This is a genomic window from Brevibacillus sp. NPDC003359 (assembly GCF_042878995.1).
Taxonomy (GTDB): domain Bacteria; phylum Bacillota; class Bacilli; order Brevibacillales; family Brevibacillaceae; genus Brevibacillus.
In genome coordinates, this window is the sequence record NZ_JBIAOR010000001.1 from 85,439 (window position 1) to 104,585 (window position 19,147).

The 19,147-nt window shown below is 47.5% G+C and carries 21 protein-coding genes and 1 pseudogene; 8 read left to right on the forward strand and 14 right to left on the reverse strand.

Annotation, left to right across the window (positions count from 1 at the left end):
- Window positions 1-136: 136 nt before the first annotated feature.
- Window positions 137-1,735: a peptide chain release factor 3 gene (locus ACFYU8_RS00230; RefSeq protein ID WP_390297022.1), complete on the forward strand. Its 1,599-nt coding sequence runs from the start codon at window positions 137-139 to the stop codon at window positions 1,733-1,735.
- A 177-nt stretch (window positions 1,736-1,912) separates the two neighbouring features.
- Here the strand turns inward: ACFYU8_RS00230 and ACFYU8_RS00235 are convergent, their stop codons facing one another.
- Window positions 1,913-2,671 (reverse strand): alpha/beta fold hydrolase, encoded by a 759-nt coding sequence (locus tag ACFYU8_RS00235; protein WP_390297019.1) that lies wholly within the window; start codon window positions 2,669-2,671, stop codon window positions 1,913-1,915.
- Window positions 2,672-2,850: 179 nt separating this feature from the next.
- On the opposite strand from ACFYU8_RS00235, the pseudogene ACFYU8_RS00240 reads away from it, so the two are divergent.
- A pseudogene (locus tag ACFYU8_RS00240) lies at window positions 2,851-3,209 on the forward strand (histidine phosphatase family protein).
- On the opposite strand, the gene ACFYU8_RS00245 reads toward ACFYU8_RS00240, so the two are convergent.
- The 3 genes from ACFYU8_RS00245 to ACFYU8_RS00255 are packed head-to-tail and all read right to left on the reverse strand — an operon-like array spanning window position 3,206 to window position 5,435.
- The gene (locus ACFYU8_RS00245; protein ID WP_390297016.1) at window positions 3,206-3,745 is read right to left on the reverse strand and encodes a GNAT family N-acetyltransferase; all 540 of its coding nucleotides are present in this window, start codon (window positions 3,743-3,745) and stop codon (window positions 3,206-3,208) included. The pseudogene ACFYU8_RS00240 and the gene ACFYU8_RS00245 overlap by 4 nt on opposite strands.
- Window positions 3,746-4,834, reverse strand: a complete 1,089-nt coding sequence (locus ACFYU8_RS00250; protein WP_390297013.1) for a M24 family metallopeptidase — start codon at window positions 4,832-4,834, stop codon at window positions 3,746-3,748. It lies immediately after the preceding gene.
- 49 nt (window positions 4,835-4,883) lie between these two features.
- Window positions 4,884-5,435, reverse strand: a complete 552-nt coding sequence (locus tag ACFYU8_RS00255) for a helix-turn-helix domain-containing protein (RefSeq protein ID WP_390297010.1) — start codon at window positions 5,433-5,435, stop codon at window positions 4,884-4,886.
- 170 nt (window positions 5,436-5,605) lie between these two features.
- On the opposite strand from ACFYU8_RS00255, the gene ACFYU8_RS00260 reads away from it, so the two are divergent.
- Both ACFYU8_RS00260 and ACFYU8_RS00265 read left to right on the forward strand, forming a co-directional pair.
- Window positions 5,606-6,754 (forward strand): MFS transporter, encoded by a 1,149-nt coding sequence (locus ACFYU8_RS00260; RefSeq protein ID WP_390297007.1) that lies wholly within the window; start codon window positions 5,606-5,608, stop codon window positions 6,752-6,754.
- A gap of 196 nt (window positions 6,755-6,950) precedes the next feature.
- A complete protein-coding gene (locus ACFYU8_RS00265; protein ID WP_390297004.1) occupies window positions 6,951-7,934 on the forward strand; it encodes an ABC transporter substrate-binding protein in 984 nt (327 codons plus the stop codon).
- Window positions 7,935-7,987: 53 nt separating this feature from the next.
- On the opposite strand, the gene ACFYU8_RS00270 is transcribed toward ACFYU8_RS00265, so the two are convergent.
- From ACFYU8_RS00270 to ACFYU8_RS00290, 5 genes are all read right to left on the reverse strand, one after another.
- The gene (locus ACFYU8_RS00270; RefSeq protein WP_390297001.1) at window positions 7,988-8,782 is read right to left on the reverse strand and encodes a DUF817 domain-containing protein; all 795 of its coding nucleotides are present in this window, start codon (window positions 8,780-8,782) and stop codon (window positions 7,988-7,990) included.
- Between the two features lie 38 nt (window positions 8,783-8,820).
- Complete coding sequence (locus tag ACFYU8_RS00275; protein WP_390296999.1) at window positions 8,821-9,627, reverse strand: alpha/beta hydrolase; 807 nt, start codon at window positions 9,625-9,627, stop codon at window positions 8,821-8,823.
- Window positions 9,624-10,625: an ABC transporter substrate-binding protein gene (locus ACFYU8_RS00280; RefSeq protein ID WP_390296996.1), complete on the reverse strand. Its 1,002-nt coding sequence runs from the start codon at window positions 10,623-10,625 to the stop codon at window positions 9,624-9,626. Before ACFYU8_RS00280 ends, ACFYU8_RS00275 begins: the two co-directional genes overlap by 4 nt.
- 46 nt (window positions 10,626-10,671) lie before the next feature.
- Window positions 10,672-11,862 carry a helix-turn-helix domain-containing protein gene (locus ACFYU8_RS00285; protein WP_390296994.1) on the reverse strand — a complete coding sequence of 397 codons (1,191 nt, stop codon included), beginning with the start codon at window positions 11,860-11,862 and terminating at the stop codon, window positions 10,672-10,674.
- Between the two features lie 151 nt (window positions 11,863-12,013).
- Window positions 12,014-12,841 carry a sulfurtransferase gene (locus ACFYU8_RS00290; RefSeq protein ID WP_390296991.1) on the reverse strand — a complete coding sequence of 276 codons (828 nt, stop codon included), beginning with the start codon at window positions 12,839-12,841 and terminating at the stop codon, window positions 12,014-12,016.
- A gap of 99 nt (window positions 12,842-12,940) precedes the next feature.
- Between ACFYU8_RS00290 and ACFYU8_RS00295 the strand changes: the two genes are divergently transcribed.
- Complete coding sequence (locus ACFYU8_RS00295) at window positions 12,941-13,540, forward strand: DUF502 domain-containing protein (RefSeq protein ID WP_390296989.1); 600 nt, start codon at window positions 12,941-12,943, stop codon at window positions 13,538-13,540.
- 65 nt (window positions 13,541-13,605) lie between these two features.
- On the opposite strand, the gene ACFYU8_RS00300 is transcribed toward ACFYU8_RS00295, so the two are convergent.
- Both ACFYU8_RS00300 and ACFYU8_RS00305 read right to left on the reverse strand, forming a co-directional pair.
- Complete coding sequence (locus tag ACFYU8_RS00300) at window positions 13,606-13,848, reverse strand: hypothetical protein (RefSeq protein WP_007724492.1); 243 nt, start codon at window positions 13,846-13,848, stop codon at window positions 13,606-13,608.
- 65 nt (window positions 13,849-13,913) lie between these two features.
- Window positions 13,914-14,357: a DUF2621 domain-containing protein gene (locus ACFYU8_RS00305; protein ID WP_390296986.1), complete on the reverse strand. Its 444-nt coding sequence runs from the start codon at window positions 14,355-14,357 to the stop codon at window positions 13,914-13,916.
- Window positions 14,358-14,524: 167 nt separating this feature from the next.
- Here ACFYU8_RS00305 and ACFYU8_RS00310 point away from each other — a divergent pair, with 167 nt between their 5' ends.
- The 3 genes from ACFYU8_RS00310 to ACFYU8_RS00320 all read left to right on the forward strand — a co-directional run bounded on the left by ACFYU8_RS00310 (window position 14,525) and on the right by ACFYU8_RS00320 (window position 16,417).
- Window positions 14,525-14,899 carry an ATPase gene (locus ACFYU8_RS00310; protein ID WP_390296984.1) on the forward strand — a complete coding sequence of 125 codons (375 nt, stop codon included), beginning with the start codon at window positions 14,525-14,527 and terminating at the stop codon, window positions 14,897-14,899.
- A gap of 106 nt (window positions 14,900-15,005) precedes the next feature.
- Window positions 15,006-15,965, forward strand: a complete 960-nt coding sequence (locus tag ACFYU8_RS00315) for a tetratricopeptide repeat protein (RefSeq protein WP_390296981.1) — start codon at window positions 15,006-15,008, stop codon at window positions 15,963-15,965.
- Window positions 15,966-16,030: 65 nt separating this feature from the next.
- A complete protein-coding gene (locus tag ACFYU8_RS00320; RefSeq protein ID WP_390296978.1) occupies window positions 16,031-16,417 on the forward strand; it encodes a VOC family protein in 387 nt (128 codons plus the stop codon).
- A gap of 81 nt (window positions 16,418-16,498) precedes the next feature.
- Here the strand turns inward: ACFYU8_RS00320 and ACFYU8_RS00325 are convergent, their stop codons facing one another.
- From ACFYU8_RS00325 to ACFYU8_RS00335, 3 genes are read right to left on the reverse strand one after another with little or no spacing between them, the layout of a single operon-like run.
- Window positions 16,499-17,305 carry an ABC transporter permease gene (locus ACFYU8_RS00325; protein WP_390296975.1) on the reverse strand — a complete coding sequence of 269 codons (807 nt, stop codon included), beginning with the start codon at window positions 17,303-17,305 and terminating at the stop codon, window positions 16,499-16,501.
- The gene (locus ACFYU8_RS00330; protein WP_390296972.1) at window positions 17,286-18,089 is read right to left on the reverse strand and encodes an ABC transporter ATP-binding protein; all 804 of its coding nucleotides are present in this window, start codon (window positions 18,087-18,089) and stop codon (window positions 17,286-17,288) included. The genes ACFYU8_RS00325 and ACFYU8_RS00330 overlap by 20 nt, the downstream gene beginning before the upstream one ends.
- 6 nt (window positions 18,090-18,095) lie before the next feature.
- A complete protein-coding gene (locus ACFYU8_RS00335; RefSeq protein WP_390296969.1) occupies window positions 18,096-19,088 on the reverse strand; it encodes an ABC transporter substrate-binding protein in 993 nt (330 codons plus the stop codon).
- Window positions 19,089-19,147 lie beyond the last annotated feature (59 nt).

Consider the following 19,147-nt stretch of genomic DNA (forward strand, 5'->3'; position numbering starts at 1 on the left):
TATACGATCTTCCTTGAAAGAATTATTTTGGCCGATCGTACATGAAAAATTACGAGGTGGAAGCGGCAAGCATTTGTCGGTATAATCGTAAAGGAAACGAATGTGGTTACTTATTTGCGATGACAGGAGAATGAAGATGAGTCAATCCAATCCCCAATGGGAAAATGAGATAGCAAAACGCCGTACCTTCGCCATCATCTCCCACCCGGATGCGGGTAAAACGACAATGACCGAAAAGCTGCTCTACTACGGCGGAGCCATCCGTGAAGCAGGGGTGGTCAAAGGGCGCAAAAATTCCAAGCACGCTACCTCCGACTGGATGGAGATCGAGAAAAAGCGTGGAATCTCCGTTACGTCCAGTGCGATGGATTTCGAATACAACGGGCACCATATCAACATCTTGGATACACCTGGTCACCAGGACTTCAGTGAAGATACGTACCGTACGCTGACGGCTGCTGACGCTGCTGTGATGATTATCGACGTAGCAAAAGGGGTAGAGGCACAGACGATCAAGCTGTTCAAGGTCTGTCGGATGCGGGGTATTCCGATCTTTACGTTCGTGAACAAACTGGACCGTCACGGAAAAGATCCATTCGAGCTCTTGGAAGAAATTGAGCGCGTTTTGGGTATTCGTTCTTATCCGATGAACTGGCCGATTGGGATGGGTAGCTACTTCAGCGGCGTATTTGACCGCATGAAGTCCCGTGTCGAGCTGTATCAAACCAACACACAGCACGAGGAAATCTCCTTTTTCCCTGTAGAGGGAGCAGAAGATTCATTGATTGGCGATCGTGTCGGTCAAGAGCTGTGGCAGCAATTGCAGGACGAAATTTCCCTGTTGGATGTTGCAGGAGATGAATACGATCCTGAACTGATCAACCAGGGACAACTGACGCCTGTTTTCTTTGGTAGTGCCATTAATAACTTCGGTGTACAAACATTCCTGGACAACTTCCTGCAAATGGCGCCAGCGCCTTCTGCGAAGAAGAGTACAGAAGGCTTGATTGATCCGTATACGAACTCGTTCTCCGGCTTCATCTTTAAAATCCAAGCCAATATGAATCCGGCTCACCGAGATCGCATCGCTTTCTTGCGTATTTGCTCCGGGAAGTTTGAGCGGGGGATGGCCGTTAAGCACGTCCGTCTTGGCAAAGACATCAAATTGGCGCAGCCGGTACAGTTTATGGCACAGGACCGCGAAATAATCGAAGAATCGTTCGCTGGAGATGTCATCGGTCTTTTTGACCCGGGCATTTTCCAGATCGGCGATACACTCTGTGTCGGAAAAACATTTGAGTACGAAGAAATGCCGCACTTCTCGCCGGAGTTTTTCTCCAAAGTGATGGTGAAGGACGCGATGAAGCACAAGCAATTCCAAAAAGGGATCATGCAGTTGACCGAAGAAGGAACGGTACAGTTATTCCGTACGCATCCAATGGAAGAGCTGATTCTTGGCGTAGTAGGCGTGCTGCAGTTCGAGGTATTGGAATACCGTTTGAAAGCCGAGTACGGGGTAGACATCATGCTGACTCGTATGCCGTATCAAATCGCTCGCTGGCTCGAAGGGGAGAAAGCAGACCTCGATGTTGTGAAGAACAGAACCGTTACGGATCGTTATGGCCGTCCAGTGATGTTGTTTGAGAGCGAATACCAGCTGCGTGTAGCGATGGATAAGTACTCGAATATCAAGTTCCATGATAGTTCTCTTGGTTTGAAAACCGTTCTTTCTTAAATTGAAAAAAGAATGGTAGGGCCTCCCGATTACGGTGAGGCCCTCTTTATTGTTCGTTGAAAATAAAGTTTTAGACTGCCGCTGATATGTCTACCACTATTCAACTATCTAACCCGTTAACACAATGAAGACTTTGACATTATTTACATGATCTCAGTTACTGGTGAGCTAATGACCTCAATTACTTTGAGCTTTACATAAAAGTAGCATGTCTTTAACGATATCGACTACAACATTTGGCTGATCAATATGAATTGCATGACCGGCATTTTCAACAATTATATGCCTACTACGGGTTGATAATTTAGTAAGCTCTTTATGTAATGCGATCCAAGCAGACATAGATTCAGGATTATGATGAGGTTGTAATGTACCTGATACGACAATGAGTGGCTTGTTACCAAGTGATTTAGATTTTCGAGCTTGTTCAAAGCTTTCTTCAATCTCTTGAATAGAGCCTTCAAGAACAAACTGACTATAGTACTCTTCCTGAACTTCTTCCGAAAATAAAGGAACCATGATTCTATTTTGATCTTCATGACATGGATCTAATAAAATCACTCCGGCAACTTCTTCTGGATATGTACTTGCATATAGTCGAACATTCAATCCCCCAAAAGAGTGCCCGATCAAAACATAAGGGGGGGACACGTTTGCTTTCTGAAGCAAGATTCTAAGATTCTCAATGATTTGCTGACTATGTCGAGGTCTGTCATCACTTTCACTTTCACCTATACCTGCTCTATCATAAATGAACATCCTTGTTTGGTTTGAAATTTCAGCACTAATAGAACTCCAGTAGTTTAATGTGCACCCATAACCAGAATCAAAAACCACCGTTGGAAAATCACTTATTTCACCATAATGTTTAAAACATAGTTTAACTCCACCTATGTCGAGTTTTTGACTCGTTTCATTTATTACAATGTCACTCATTTTATCTCCTCCAGATATTTTTCATTAGGTCAATTTCCACAAACAATTTAATAATCCCTTTTTTTTGCAAGTTCGCTTTCATGAACAATGGAGATGCCTTACCCATTAGTTGAATAACTTACCTTCAGCCTAGAACTTTATTTTCACTGAACATTTATCCCTCATAAGGAGGCAATACGATGCAAATTTTGTTAATTCGAAATGGACAATCTGAAGCAGACATTTTGAATGTACATGAAGGCAAGGAGAATGGCAGCGCGCGTTCAGGAGCAGTTTCCTCTAGATTTTATTTGGGCGAGCACGGGGGGAGCAAATCTATTCCGCGATCAGACATCTCAGTACTTCCTATAAAAGAATTGCGATTGTTTCCCACGGCGGCATGATCTCCAGAATCATCGAAAGCTTCTTGCAACAGCCTCTCTTGCACGACATTTACTTTGGCATAGGCGACACAGGTATCCACTTGTTGGAGTATAACGAATACGGACGTCTGATCCATTTCACGAATTCCACGACTCACTTGGACAGCATGGACTAGAACTCGATGGCAAAAAACGTGAGCTCCTCCGCATCATTTGGAAGGGTAATCAACCCTTTTTCGTGCAGACCGATTTTCTTCAGGAGCTTGGCAGAAGATGCATTATCGGGGGCGGTGATAGCTACAATACGCTTTAAGCCGACCACTTCTTTTCCGTGGACAAGAACGGCAGAGGCTGCCTCATATGCGTAACCTTTGCCCCAGTATGCGGGTAGATAGGCAAAGCCGATATCGACATCTTCCAACGAATCTCTTTTGATCAGTCCACATAAGCCGATCGGAACATTCCCTTCCTTCAACTCTGCCAAATACAGACCAAAGCCATGACTCTCGTACATCGCAACAGCGCCATTCAAAATATAGTTGCGGGCGTCTTCTGTCGTACGAAGACCACGATCGCCAATAAATCGAATCCAAGAAGGCTCATTCATCAGTTTCAAGACAAAATCAGCGTCTTCGGCAGTTTGCCAGCGGAGGATGAGGCGATCTGTTTCTAACACTTTCAAAGGAACGACACCAACCTTTTCTTTTATCATTTATCCAATGATTTGCAACTCTTTGGGAAAAGACGTCAATACTTCTACGCCATCCTTCGTGACGAGCACGTTGTCCTCAATACGGATGCCACCGATCTTCGTGTGATAAATGCCCGGCTCAATCGTGAAGACCATGCCTGGGATGAGTTCTCCTGCTGCCTGGCTATGAACGTACGGGGCTTCATGAAGCTCCAATCCGATCCCGTGCCCTACACGATTGATGAAAAATTCTCCATAGCCTCGACCGGCAATGACTGCTCGTGCAGCTAGGTCAACATCTGCGATCGGAGCCCCTGGTCGAACGGCCTGTATCCCAGCCATATTCGCTTGCAAGACCGTATCGTACATATCTAGCAATTCTGTACCCAGTTGACCGACAGCAAAAGTACGTGTCAGGTCTGATACATATCCATCGACATAGACCCCTGCGTCAATCAACAAAACCTCTCCCGCCTGAATCACTCGCTCACCTGGGTCACCATGGGGCAGTGCTGCTCTTTCTCCAGACAGTACAATCGTTGAAAAGGAAGGGCCTTGGGCTTTTAGCTTCTTCATCTGGTATTCCAGCTCTGCGACGACGTCCAATTCCGTCATTCCTACGGAAATCAGAGGGAGCGTACGGCGTAGAGATTCCTCCATCACCCAAATAGCACGCTTGATCGTAGCGATTTCAGTGTCATCTTTAGCCACCCGTATACTGCACAGCAATTCTCCGACATCCACTGCTTCTGAAGCGTGCACTATCGATACGAGCGCCTCATACGTTTTCGCTGTCAAATGATTCTTCTCCACACCAATATGGGAGAGGGGAGTCGGCAGCAATTGCTGAAGTACGGTTAGCGCATCCTGTGAATCGTCATGGGTGCAAATCGGGATGACAGGACATGCCTCCTGTGCTTTCTCACCGTCCAACAGTGGAACGAAGAGGAAGGGGGACGAGCCTCTCACCAAAACGAGGCCCATAAAACGTTCATGTGGCTCCGACAAAAATCCGGTAAAATAGTACACGTTTTTGGGATGCGTAATAATCAATGCGTCCAGTTTCCTGCTTTCCATATACGCGTGCAGCTTTTCCAGTCTTTCTTGCATCCAGATCACCCTTTTTTATTGGTAGACAATGCTGAAAGGACCCGTTGAGTTAGCTTCTGAAAATGACAGGCGTCAAAACCGATAGGATCTCGGCTTCTTCAACAGCGGAAGGATTGTACCACGTATGAAGAAGAGAGGAAGGGAAGTGGATCGTGTCTCCTTGCTCGAGATGGTATTCCGTACCGTCGACGACGATGGTGACACATCCTTTTACGACGTAGTAAAACTCTTCACCGGGATGCTGAAAGGCGACATGTTTCATCTGTCCGGGTGGCAACACGTTGAGGAGGGGCTCAAGCGCCCTGTCGGGGAAATTCCCGCCGATTCGAACATACTTCACAGGTGAACCTTCAATCTGCAACGTTTGACGCTTTTCAATGGGCGTGTGGTACGTGACTTCTTCTGTTACTTCAAAGAAGTACGTAATGGGGACACCTAGACATTCCGCAATTTTTTGCAGAGAGGTAATAGCGAGCGAGCTGTTGCCACGCTCTACTTGTGATAAGAAACTGACGGAGAATCCTGATTTCTCACTTAAGTCCTTTAAAGTAAGCTCTTGCTGCACACGTAGCGCACGAATTTTTTTGTAAATGTGCTCCAAAGAGTCACCTCCTGCTAAAAAGCAATTACGGTATTACAGTAAATATTACGGTAATACAAAACTAATTGCTACATTTATTCCGAATCTTCCCTCTTCTTTTATTATCCTACTTGTACAATTCCCTTCATATACTGGGACAAAGACAGGCCGTTAGAGAGGAAGGGAATGCTTTGAGGGCTCTCCTGTTAGTGGTTTTGTTTCTTGTTGCCTTTGACATGCACGCGCAGACGCCTCTTCTTGCGCCGTATTTAAACGTATTGGGTGTATCCGCTGCGATGATCGGCTTCGTGCTCGGCGGGTATGCGATCAGTAATTTGACAGGCAACCTGATCGCCGGTCCTTTTCTCGATCGTTTTCCGAAAAAATGGTTTATCGCAGGTGGTTTGATATTGGCTGGCGTGATGCTGATTGGTCAAGGCATCGTGCAAAATACCGCGGGCTTTTTTACCTTTAGGCTGATGCTTGGGTTTTTGATGGCGTTTGTCTCTCCTGCTTGTTCTGCCTTGCTCGGAGAAACAGGGAAGACGGCACTTGAGCAGGGTGAAATCATGGGGAAAAAGGGATTGGTCCTTACCTCGGCAGGTATCGTATCCCCGGCTGTCGGGAGCTTTTTGGCGGTGCAGTTCGGTTATGGTCAATCATTCGTGATTCTCGGCTACATGATGATCATTGCTGGCGTTTTCGCTTGGATGATGTTGCCGGAAAGAGTAGAGGGAAGCACGCCGTCCACTCCACGAAAGAAAGGTGGAGGCAAGCAGAGCCTTACCGCCATCATGGAAAATCGAATGCTGTACCCAGCGTTTCTTGGGGGATTTGCGATCATTTACGCTCAGGGAACGATCATCTATGAAGTGCCCTTGCTTATCCAAAGACAAGGACTGTCCCCGGCAGTCACCGGCATATTGTTCAGCTTGAAAGGGTTGGGGGCACTTGCGATTCTGTTGCAGTTTTGGCTGCATCGCGTCCCGATCGAGACGAGAACGTTTGCTGGATTGGGCGTACTCAGCCTTCTTCTGTACACCCTGGCAATCGGGCTGGCCATTCCGATTCACGTCATGATGTTTTTCTTCGGTGCGTGCTTCGGTATGCTGTTCCCAGCTTTAGCGACGATTTTGACGGTCCATTCACCCCGTGAGATGTACGGGAGCGTGTTTAGTATCTACTCAGCGGTGTTATCGATCGGAGCGGTATTGAGCCCAGTATTGGCAGGCTTGCTGGGGAATTGGCACCATTCCTACTTCATTGCGTTTTTTGTAACAGCTGGCGTGTGTCTGATCGGGGGACTGCATCGATTCTTGTTAAGCGGGGTTCCAAGATAAAGCAGCAAGACGGTTAGAAGAGGGACGTTCTGCTTCGTAGGCAGGAGGTCTTTTTTCGTTTCCATAAACAAAAAGTTGAGCATCGCAGCATAATCCGCTATAATACCATTTGTGATTTTGATTATTATTCTCAATATGAGTGTGGTCAAGCTGGAGAAAGTGGCTTGATACATAGTGCAGATGGAGGAACAACCGCATGAAAAAAATAGCGAAACATTCAATAGCAAGCATGGTATTAGCAAGCTTAGTGCTCATCGTGAGCGCATGCTCTGGTTCGCCGAACGCTGCGACTCCTGGGACGCAAACGGGTGATAGCCAAACGACGGCCCCAGCTGCTGATGCGACACGGGTACTGAAGGATGCGATGGGAAATGAGGTAAAGGTGCCAGCCCAACCGCAGCGTGTGATTGCTTCTTATTTGGAGGATCATTTAGTAGCGTTGGGAGTCAAGCCAGTTGCCCAATGGTCAGTAGGGAACAGCGAGACACAAGGCTACCTGCAAAAGGAGTTGGCGGGTATTCCAGCGATTCCTTATGATCTGCCACCGGAAGTAGTCATGAGCCACAGTCCTGACCTGATTATTTTGGATAGCGCGACCTTGATCCAGGGCGACAAGTATAGCCAGTACGAAAAAATCGCGCCAACCTATACCATTGGAAAAGAAAAGAACACCGATTGGCGCAAAGAGCTCCTGACAGTAGGAGAAGTCCTCAACAAGGGGGAAGAAGCGAAGAAAGTGCTGGCGGAGTATGAGACATTTGCAGCCGAGTCCAAACAAAAGTTGCAGCAAGCGATCGGGGAAAAATCAGCGGCATCACTGTGGATGACTGGGAAAAATGTGTATGTAGCACGTCAGGACTTGTCTAGCGGCGATGTGCTCTACAAGGACCTCGGGTTTAAGGTTCCTGCCATCGTTCAGGAAATCTCCAAGTCAGGAGAAGCAAACTGGAACGCAATTTCCATGGAGAAATTGGCTGAACTCGATGCCGACTACTTGTTTATCGTAAACAGTAATCCGACTGCTGTGGAACAACTGCAAAAGGATCCAGTATGGGCGAATATCCCTGCTATGAAGAACGGAAATGCTTATATGTTTGCGAAAGATTCCAGCTGGCTATATACAGGCGTCATTGCCAACCGACAAATGATCGAGAATGTAATGAGCAACGTTATCAAATAAAAAAGAAAGCCTATCCACCCTTTGCTGTTTCGTGCGAAGAGTGGATAGGCTTTTTACATGTGTTTCTTGCTATCATGGGAATGGGATCTTCTGGCTTTTACGTGCTTCAATTCCGCCACGATAATAAAGCTCACGATGACAAGTAAAAACCACGAGCTGATTTTACTGAGATGCACGAGCTCCCAGCCTGCCCTTTGATTGGGATAATTCCAGGCGCCGAGGAACGTCGCTATATTTTCCGCAATCCAAATGAAAAAACCGATCAAAAAGTAACTGAGGGGAATCGGCATGAACAGCTTCTCGTTGGCAACGTAAAAATAAACACGAGTTTTCCAAAAGACGATGAAGATAGCCGCCATCAGGACCCAGCGCAAATCCCATATATAATGGTGGGTGAAAAAGTTGAGGTAGATCATCGCGCCCAAGATCGTAGCGATCATCGGATGCGGCCAACCCTCGATACTGACATGTAATCTCCGCCACGCTTGACATAAGTAGCTCGCGACGCTGGCGTACATGAACCCACTGTAAAGAGGAACGCCAAACACCTTGCTGTACGCATCCTCCGGATAGCTCCAAGATCCCATATGCACCTTGAATATTTCCAGGCACAGCCCGATCACGTGAAAGACCGTGATGACCTTCAATTCGTCCCGAGACTCCAAGCCGCTTTTCACCATGAAGATCTGGAAGAGTAAGCAGAGCAAAAGCAGGAGGTCATACCTCGGCAAACCAGGAATGGTAACGAGCTTGGACAAGGCAAGCGAACCAAAAATAAAGACCGGAAACAAGCAAGACATGGCTTCTTGATAGCCGAAATGAAGCAATAAACGAATAGGTCGTATCATTTGTCTGTCCTTTACGATCTGAAAGTAGTTTCAGAGGGCTAATCATCCGTAAGCACAAACCGCACAAGTCTATTAATAGCGGAAGGAAGCACGCTTACGTGGCCCTCATCTTCGAATTGGATGTAGCTCACGTGAACACCTTTGGTAGCGAGTGGTTCCATGCGCTCGACGACCCTCTGAGCACCCTCGACCATGAAGGAGAGCTCATCACCGCCGACAATGACAAGAAGCTTTACTTCATGGTCACCTTTCCATTGAGCGATGAAGCGTTCCTGCTCCCTCAACACCTCGTCATTACCCCACCAAACGGAAGGGCTACCTGAAACGACGTGTGAGAAAAGCTTCGGACGCGAGAACATCGTATACAGTGTGAAATGACCACCCAAAGAGTGGCCGAAAATGGCCTGTTTGTTCGGATTTATTCGCCATTCGGAAGAAATAGCGGTCATCAGCTGCTGTTCAAGGAAATCGAGGAACAAATCAACTCCACCATGCTCTGGCCAAGGCTGCCCATTCGGTCGCTCAGGAAGTGTAGCAGCATCCACCGGCATGGTCAGATCGTGACAACGGCGGTCCATGTCGAATGGTAGACGTGATGGATAGCCGATTCCTACAACAATGGCTGGGTTGAAGCCCTTTGGCTTGCGCGTTTGCAACTTCACCGTCTCTGCAATCGTTCCGAACATTGCATCGCCATCCACTGCATAGATAACAGCATATCCTTCAGGAGGGGCCTCAGCCTCAGGAATCGCAATCATAATCCGATAGTCACGACCTTGGCTTGATTGCAGTGTCCACTCTACACAATTACGAGGGGAATAGCCGTTTTTCTCTATGATTCTCATTTTGCAATCAATCCTTTCACATCGTCAATGACTTTCATATGAGCGATCAGGCCGCCACTTAACCAGTGATCTCCCTCTACCTTAAACGTACGACCGTTCTTCACAGCCCCCATGCTTTTCCAAACAGCACTCTCCGTTAATTCTTTCTCATATGCATCTCCCGTACCAGCGTCATTAATGAGGAAAATGTAGTCTGCATCCAAATCAGGCAAGCTCTCTAGTGACAAATTAATCCCACCGCCGGATACAACCTGACTCGGCAAAAAGCCTAGTTCCTTGGTAAGGACGTATCCACTGAAGAAATCATACTTGACGAAGAACATCCCTCTGCCATTAAAGCGAATGATCGCTGCTTTTTTGCCTTGGATATGGGGGGCCAGCTCCTTTTTGGCTGACTCAACATGCTCCTTATACTTTTGCAAAGCTAGTTCAGCTTCCGCCGACTTGCCTAACAGATCGCCAACTATCCGTATGGAAGATTCAAGATCTTCATTTGCATGCTTGAACACATACGTCGGAGCAATCATCTTATATTTATCGTACACGCCGCTTTCGATATGATTGGCATTGTGCAACAAAATGAGATCTGGTTCATGGGCCATCACCGCTTCTGGTTCTGGAGGCAATCCACCTGCGAAGGTAATGGATGGCACATCTTTGAGCTTATCTTGCAAATACATCTTCGGTCTTGAGCCAGTTGACCATTGCACGGCAGGCGCTACGCCAAGTGCGACCAATGTATCTTCCAGATTGGGAGCGAATATTTTGGCAGGTGCGGATGGCAATGTCACCTCGTTACCCATTTCATCTTTTAGGACTCGTGGGTAAGTAGGCTGGTCGGAAGAGCTCTTTGCCGATCCTGCGGCACTCTGAGTCGCGGACGAATCGACCTTCTGCGTCAATGCCTCACTGCTTCCATTGTTCCCGCAGCCTGCGGCCAGTCCAGCAACAAGCATCGTCGTGGTCAGCATCAGCGCAAGGCTAGTTTTCTTTGTCATACAAGTAGAATCCCCTCTCGTTGATAATGTTTCTCACTGAAAAACATTATAATTCACGAAAGAAAGGGGCTCCATGGACAACACCTTGAATCGCATTTGGACTTTTCCCGGTTACCATCAGTAGCATTTCATCCAGCATCCGATTCATAGCAACCGGTGAATACTCGTACCACGGATTGGAAGGCAAGGGATAGAGGTACCCATTTTGAACAGCGCGAAGTCCTCTCCAAAGCGAATGATGCTGGAGTGTCAGCCAGCTTATGCGTGTTGACTCATCCAGACAAATGAACAACAGGATTCGCTCCGGGTCTAAGCTCGCAAGCTGCTCGAGCGTGATTGGCTGATTGCAAGGTTCCATTTCCTCTTCCACAAGAGTAAGCTGCAAATCATCGCACAGAAGCTCCTTCATCCCCTTGTTGTTGTAGAGATGGATGCCATCCCGATAAAGTCGAATAATCGCAAAATTATCTTGTTTGGTCTCGGTTTTCAGGTCTCCGCGTACGGCAGCAGCCTTCGCCTCATAAAAAGCGATCCAGGAATCACATACTGCTTCTTTGCCCGTGTAGCTAGCAACTTCACGTAATTGCTCTCGCCAGCCAGAAGATTGCAGGGTCAAGACGTCGATGCCATGTGCGCACAAACGTTGTCTGGTCGTCTCGGGAAGCTCTATGTGGCTAATGACAACATCCGGTTTGGCAGCCAACAGCATGATTTCCTGCTCGTCATCGTTCCACTGTGTTTCGACCGCTTTTAGATGAACCGCAATCTGTTGCTGATACTGCTGATAGTAATAGGGGGTCCACTTCGCATCTAAAGGAGCAGCGACTGGTATAATCCCTAGTACCACTAGATGTCCCAGCAGGGAAGGGGAGTAGACGGCAACTTTGCGCTCGCAAACCCTTTCATATGCGGAGGGGGACACACCCACTTCTTTTTTGAACTTCCGGCTAAAGTAAAACTCATCACTATATCCGATTGTTTTCGCAATATCTCGCAGCCTCATGTCCGTCTCGCGTAACAATCGCTTGGCGTTATTCATACGCAGACGAGTGACATAGTCCATGACACTTTGTCCGTAAGCCTTCTTGAACGAATCACCAAAATAGCTCGGACTTAAGTGTGCCATCGCTGCCAACGTAGTTACGTTTAACGGACGATCGAAGTTACAGATCATATAGGCGCGAACCTCGCTGAGTGACATTTGGCGACTAGGCTCGTATTCTTCGTTATGCTTCATGAATCCATCCACCTTTTCAGGCAAGTGCACAATTGTGCGATAATGATAATTATTATCTATGAATGGTAGCGAAAATGATAGAGGAAGAAAAAATAAGACGACCGCTCCCCGGTATAGTAGGGAAGCGATCGCTGCCAGTTCAATTATGGAATTACTCTTCGCCTGTAGCTACCGGATTATCTGCATACGAGCTCCAATCACTCCAGCTGCCCAGATACAATTTCACATCGGTTCGACCAGCAGCATGGAAAGCAAGCAGATTGGAGCAAGCTGTCACGCCTGAGCCGCAATAGACGATCAATTCTTTATCGGCATAAGGGGCGAGGCGCTTTTGCAGCTCGTCAGCCGGGAGCATGGTCTGATTAGCAGTAAGGTTGTCTTTGTAAAAGAAATTGTGCGCCCCCGGGATGTGTCCTGCTTTTGCGTCGATCGGTTCGTTGTCGCCGCGGTAGCGTTCTGGTGCACGAGAATCGAGCAATACAGTATGCTCGTTGCGTTTTTTGACACCTTCCATGTTAACCAGCATATCGTGGCGGACATGGGGGACGAACTGACGAGCTTGTACAGTAGGTACTTCTGCTGTTACCTCATAGCCAGCCTTTTTCCAAGCAGCGTATCCGCCGTCCAGTACAGCTACCTGATCGTGACCAAGGTATCGCAGCAGCCACCATAGACGTCCTGCCATCGCCAATTCCTGATCATCGTAGGCGATGACAGTCGTGTTGGCATCGATTCCCGCTTTCGAAAAAAGGTCAGTCAGCAGATCCGTATCTGGCAGTGGATGACGTCCACCATGCTCGCTTTTTGCGCCAGAAAGGTCACGGTTCAGATGAAAGTAGAGGGCTTGCGGGATATGGTCCTTCCCGTATTCCTCTGCACCTGCTTCAGAAGCACTTAAAGCAAAACGACAATCGACGATCACCATATTTTCATCGTTCAGATGATCCTTGAGCCATTGAGGTGTGACAAGTGCTTGCATGAATCTCCCTACTTTCGCTTTTTTTCTTCATCATAGCAGATGGTAGTCCGATCAGGTACAATATTTACGGTAAGGTGGTTAGGAGAGAGGAGAAGAGAGATGAAGCGTTTCATTCGCTATTTTTTTGAGGGGTTATTGTTTGTCATTCCTTTGGCAGTGACGATATATATTTTGTACTGGATTTTCACGACAGTGGATAACTGGTTCTATCTGTTGGTCAACAACTGGTTTAATCTCCAAATTCCTGGACTTGGCTTCCTCTTGACCATTCTCGGCATTACGATTGTAGGTTTCCTTGCATCCAATGTGCTGACACGCGGAGTGCTTTCGCTCGTGTCCACCGTTTTCGAGAAAGTGCCGTTTATCAAACTCATTTATACGTCCATCAAGGATTTGATAGGAGCATTTGTAGGGGAGAAGAAGAGCTTCGACAAGCCGGTGCTCGTGACGCTATCAAAGGATGGAAATGCGAAGGCAATCGGATTTATCACAAAGGAAAGCCTCGATTCTTTCGGCCTCTCAGACCACGTAGCGGTATATTTGCCGCAGTCGTACAATTTTGCAGGAAATCTCCTGTTGTTTCCGAGCGATCAAGTACAGTTGCTTGATACGGAAAGCTCAGAAGTCATGGCTTTCCTGGTATCGGGTGGAGTATCCGGAGGACCGCAAAATGAGAACAAAAAAAGCAGTGATGCATAAAAAAACAAACCTCCAGCGCCACTTATCTAGTGGTTTTGGAGGTTTGTTGCTTCTTGTTATTCATTTTAACTGCTAAAAAATCCACTATGGCTGGAATATTTGCGACGATAGTGACGATGACCGTATGTTCGATGCCCCATCTTCCAGAAAGGCCGGTATCGGTAATCACTGCTGCTGTACTTGTGATAGCCACGTCCGGTCATTTTCCACAAGAACCGGGCGCCTTTCTTAAAGAGAACCGCCACAATGACAATCGCAACGATCAATATTACGAAACCGATTCCCAAAATCGTGAGTAGGACTGACATCCACATCGTCTCCTTGCCAAAAAGGTCTTCCCCTTTTTTACGGATGACTCCACAGGAAGTTTCAATTATCCCTCGGCATTCAAATATTTCTCATAGGGCGTGTAGTCGATTTCTTTTGATGTCAGGTGGGCAATAAGCCATTTGTGGTCACGCTTGGGGGTTGCTACGATATACCCCTTTACAATCAAATCTGTTGTAATGGTGGTTGCTTTCTCTTCCAGCGCGATCTGGCCGATTTTCGCTGCGATGGAACGTCTCGCAACATCACGAAACAACTGTGGCACAGGTTCAACCAATTCATTGAGCAAGATCAGACCCTCATCGGTCCAGAGTGTTCGCGTCTGATCAATGTAATGATCTTGCCAATCCAAGTCAGATTTTCCGTCTTGCTTGGGCATGGACTTGAGAAATTTGCGGAACATGAAGTACCCGCCAATCGCCATAAGACTTACGAGAACAATGGTCCAGCCAACGATAAACAGGGAAAACCCTGTAGACATTTCACCCATACCTTGTACACCTCATTACCAATATCCATTCACTAGTAAAAATTGTACCTTATTTTGGTTCGGGCAACAAACTTTTTGTGCGTTTACCTATCCTTAGGGTTTGCTCTTCCCAAGAACACATACAATTTAGTATGATTAGAATTAATCTTTACTGGGAGTTGACGCTCATGTTCAAGCTTGGACAACGCGTCGTCATTGTTGCCGACTCCTTCGAGCAAGGTTTGCCTTTGGGTGAATACGGTTACCTGATTGCTCGTGACCGCAATCCGGACAGCGCATTTTCCTGGGTTTTACGCATTCCGAAAATTGATAAGCATATCGCCGTTGTAGAAGAGGATATCGCCTTGGAGGAGCAATTGCTGGAGGAAGAAGCTGATCGCATCTCACAGGAGGCTTTACTTGATTTTGCATTGGCGACAAGGAACGAAGCACTGTTTCGACAATTGATGGGCATGGAAGCTGCAGAAGAGGCAAATGACGAACCCGCGAAGGAATCAATGGAGGAATTTATCCGTAAAGTAAATATCAAAGCATGGATCTAATTGGCGGTTTTCCTTGTGTGGAGAATCGTTCTTCTTCTTTGGAAATATCTTGTCCCTTTAACAAGCATTTGAAACTTTTGTGAGGAAATGAAAGCGAGGCTGTTTCATGTCTGAATTTGTGACGTTTACCAATGAGCTTGGTCAAACCATCGATATGTCCCGAGAGGATTACCAGAAAAAAATCATTCCGCAAAATCTGGATAAGTACTGGGATGAAAAAGATAAGCTTCGCGATTTTGCGATGGAGTTGGTGAAGGGTCAATTTCATGAGCAAGCCGCTGTCGCCGCCGACAGGCTTCTCGAATTATATGGGCCAATTGAGTCTGCTCTCATTTTCCGTGCAGTCGTTCATATGCAGGCGAGAGAATTTGAAAGTGCTAAAAAAATCCTGACAGATTGTCTGGAACGATTCCCGTCCTCGGGTACGGCTTGCACCAATTTGGCAAAAATCTTCGCGTTTGAGGGAGATGAGGCAAAAGCGTTCGAGACCCTACATACAGGTTTGCACAAAGACCCGAATCAAGAAAATGGCTTGAACATGTTTGTCGAGAGCTTCTTGCAAAGAGGGAAAAAGGATGAATTGAAAGGGCAGCTTGAGGCGCTGGCAAGTAAAGAAGGCGCTTGGAGACCACCGCTGCAGCTGGCTCGTCTTGCTTTGGCGGATGAGGACCTCCTGCATGCGATGAATTGGTACACGGTAGCGATTGAAGGAGCGAAAGACCGCTTTGAGGTCGTCATGACTGTGACTGGTGAATTGGGACAAGCGGGTTATGTCTATCAGTTGATTCAGATTTGTGAAAAGTTCTGGACGCCACATTTCCCATATCCTTATGCTGGCTTCAACTATGCCAACGCGCTGTTGGCGACCGATCAAATGGAAAAGGCAATTGTCATCCTGCGAAACATGCAGGAGCATTTGCCAGATAACTACAAGCCAATGGTCGATCACTTCCTGAATCGGGTGCCGGGAGCACTGGAAGTCGAGGCTGCGGCACAACAAAAGGTCGTTGAGACGCAAGCAGGGGATACGGCAACGAATAAGAGCTGGTGGAAGTTTTGGAAGTAAATCGATAGTGGTAGCGCCCGGCATTTGGCTGTCGGGCGTTTTTCTATACGAAAAGGGGGATCGCGATGCTGCATCATATTGAAGTGTATGTCTCCAATCTGGCGCGCTCAAAAGATTTTTGGGGCTGGTTGCTAGAAGGTGAGTTGGGCTATGTGCGCTATCAAGAATGGGCAAGTGGGATTAGTTGGAAACAGAACGGTACTTATCTGGTATTTGTGCAGGCAGAAGAACGCTTCCTCGATACCCCGTATCATCGTTGTCGAGTGGGTCTGAATCATTTGGCATTTTACGCACGGGATCAAGAACATGTGGAAAAGCTGCGGGAGGAAGTGGCTCGTCGTGGCATCACCTTGCTCTATCAGGATCGACACCCGCATGCAGGAGGAGAGGGGCATTACGCCTTGTTTTTCGAGGACCCAGATAGAATAAAGGTCGAGATCGTTGCCCCCTAACCTCGTCAGAACATTTTGGTCCATGGAAAAACGGTGCAATCATCCCCGGAAGATGAATGGCACCGTTTTTGTAGAAGCCATCTATTTAAACTGGCTGGTGAGCCGCCGCTCTATATAGGCTACGCCTTGATACATCAGGGTAGCGATAACAGCGATAATAGCGAGACTCATCATGACCAGGGTAAAATTAAACACTTGGAAACCGTATATGATCAAATACCCCAAGCCTTGCTGGGATACGAGAAACTCCCCGACGATGACACCCACCCAAGAGAGACCGACATTCACTTTCAGCGTTGCGAGTAGGGTTGGAATGGTAGCTGGCAAAATGACGAGCGTGAAGATTTGTCGTTTGCTGCCCCCGAGTGTTTGGACGACTTTGACGTAATTTTGATTGACTTCCTTGAAGCTGGTGTAGACGTTGATCGTGGTGATGATGATAGAAATCGCGCAGCCCATGGCAATGACGGAGAGCAATCCAGGCCCAAAGCCGACAATGAAAACCGGACCGAGTGCTACCTTGGGCATACTGTTGGCAATAACCAGATAAGGTTCTAGTACGCGAGAGAGAAATGGCGACCACCAAATGATCGTTGCGATAAGAGCACCGAGTATTGTTCCCAAAAGAAAGCCAATGATCGTTTCCCATACTGTCAAACCGACGTGTGGGAGAAGACTGCCATCCAGCAATTGCATCCAAAATTGAGCCCAAATCTTGGATGGATAGCTGAAGATGAGCACATTAATGGTGTTGGTTCGAGCCAAGAGCTCCCATAAGCCGAGAAAAACGAGAAAGAGGAACAACTGAGTGGAAAAGATGGAAAAGCTCATACGCTTTTCTAGCTGCAAGTAGCGGCGATGGAAGGATTCAATTTCCTTTGGCTGCATCAGATACTACCTCCATCTCTTTCCACACGCGATGGAATAAGTCTTGGAATCCATCATGATTTCTAGCGTCGAATGGCAGAGCGTCCCGGATAGGGCTGGGCACGACAATCTCGCTGTTGATGCGTCCCGGGTTGCGTGAAAAGATATAAACGCGATCACCCATTGCGATCGATTCGGAGAGATCATGTGTCACAAGGACTGCCGTTTTTTTGTGCCGACGCAGCGTTGAAAAGATCAGGTCTTCGAGCTTGAGTTTGGTCTGGTAGTCCAATGCCGAAAATGGTTCGTCAAGCAACAGCACATCAGGCTGACAGGCGAGTGTACGCACGAGTGCAACCCGCTGCCGCATGCCGCCGGACAGCTGCTGAGGTGAGGATTTGCGCACATCAGACAGTTCCATTTCATCCAGCAGATGCAGGGCGTACTCTTCTGTCTCCCTGTTACGGATGCCTTGGATATCGAGTCCGAGAAACACGTTATCTTCGATGGAACGCCAGTTGAACAAATAATCTTGCTGAAGCATGTAGCCAACTTGCCTAGACGTTCCGCTGACTTTTCTTCCGTCGATCCACACCTTGCCTGCTGTCGGCTTCTCGAGCCCTGCAATGAGTGAGAGCAGCGTAGTCTTTCCACAACCGCTGGGACCAACCAGACAAATGAATTCGCCTTCCTCCACGCGCAGGTTAATGTCTTGGACCGCCATGAACGCCCTGGTCGTGGATAAATAAAGATGGGTCACGTGGCCGAGTTCTATTTTTGCCGGCGTAGAAGAAATCTGCTTCATGACGGCCTATTTCCCTTCCTTGGATTGGGTCGCAAAAGTGGTGTTTACCAGCTTGGTGTAATCAGCGCGTTGCTTTAACTCACCGGCTGCATCCATAATGTCTTGGAGTTGGTTCCATTCTTTTTCGTCCAAAATAGGATCAGTCGCATAGGAGCCCTGCTCCAAGTAACGTTGAACCGCGTTTTCCAAAATAGTGGGATCGATTTGCTGGAAGTACTTCGCGATCACATCTGCCGTTTCTTTTGCACTGTGGCTGGCAACCCACTGTTGCCCTTTGTAGACCGCATTGGTAAACTTTTGGATAGTTGCTGCGTTGCTGTCGATATAGCTTTGTTTTGTCATAAAGACGGTGTAAGGAACGGTTCCGCTCTCTTTGCCAAAAGAGGCGACGACATGGCCGACTCCTTCCTGTTCAAAGCGGGAGGCTTCCGGTTCAAACAGTTGTACATACTCTCCGGTACCAGATGCGAAGGAAGACGCAATATTTTTGAATTCGATATTCTGAATCAATTCCAGGTCGCTTTGCGGATTGATCTGGTGCTTTTTGAGTACATACTCCCCGACCATTTGCGGCATGCCGCCTTTACGTTGCCCCAAGAAGACACTGCCTTTTAGTTTGTCGAAAGTAAAGTCATCCATTTTGTTGCGGGAGACGAGAAAGGTACCGTCCGTTTGCGTGAGCTGTGCAAAGTTGACAACTGGATCGGCTGCTCCTTGCTGAGAGACGTAGATGCTGGTCTCGGAGCCGACGAGCGCGACTTCGATGCCGCCGGATAACAGAGCCGACATCACTTTATCTCCGCCGGGAATGGTTGAGAGCTCAACTTCCAGACCTTCTTCCTTGAAAAAACCTTTTTCAAGTGCGACATATTGCGGAGCGTAAAACAAAGACCGAGTCACTTCACCAATTCTTATTTTTTCGGGAGTGCTGGAGCAGCCAGTCAAGACGGCCGTCAGAACGAGAAAAGCGGCCAGCCCCAGCGCCAAAAATCGTTTCATGAGTAGGAGTCCCTCCTTGCTAGGCTTTGTATGTTGTAGGCTATGCGCCCAGACAAAAA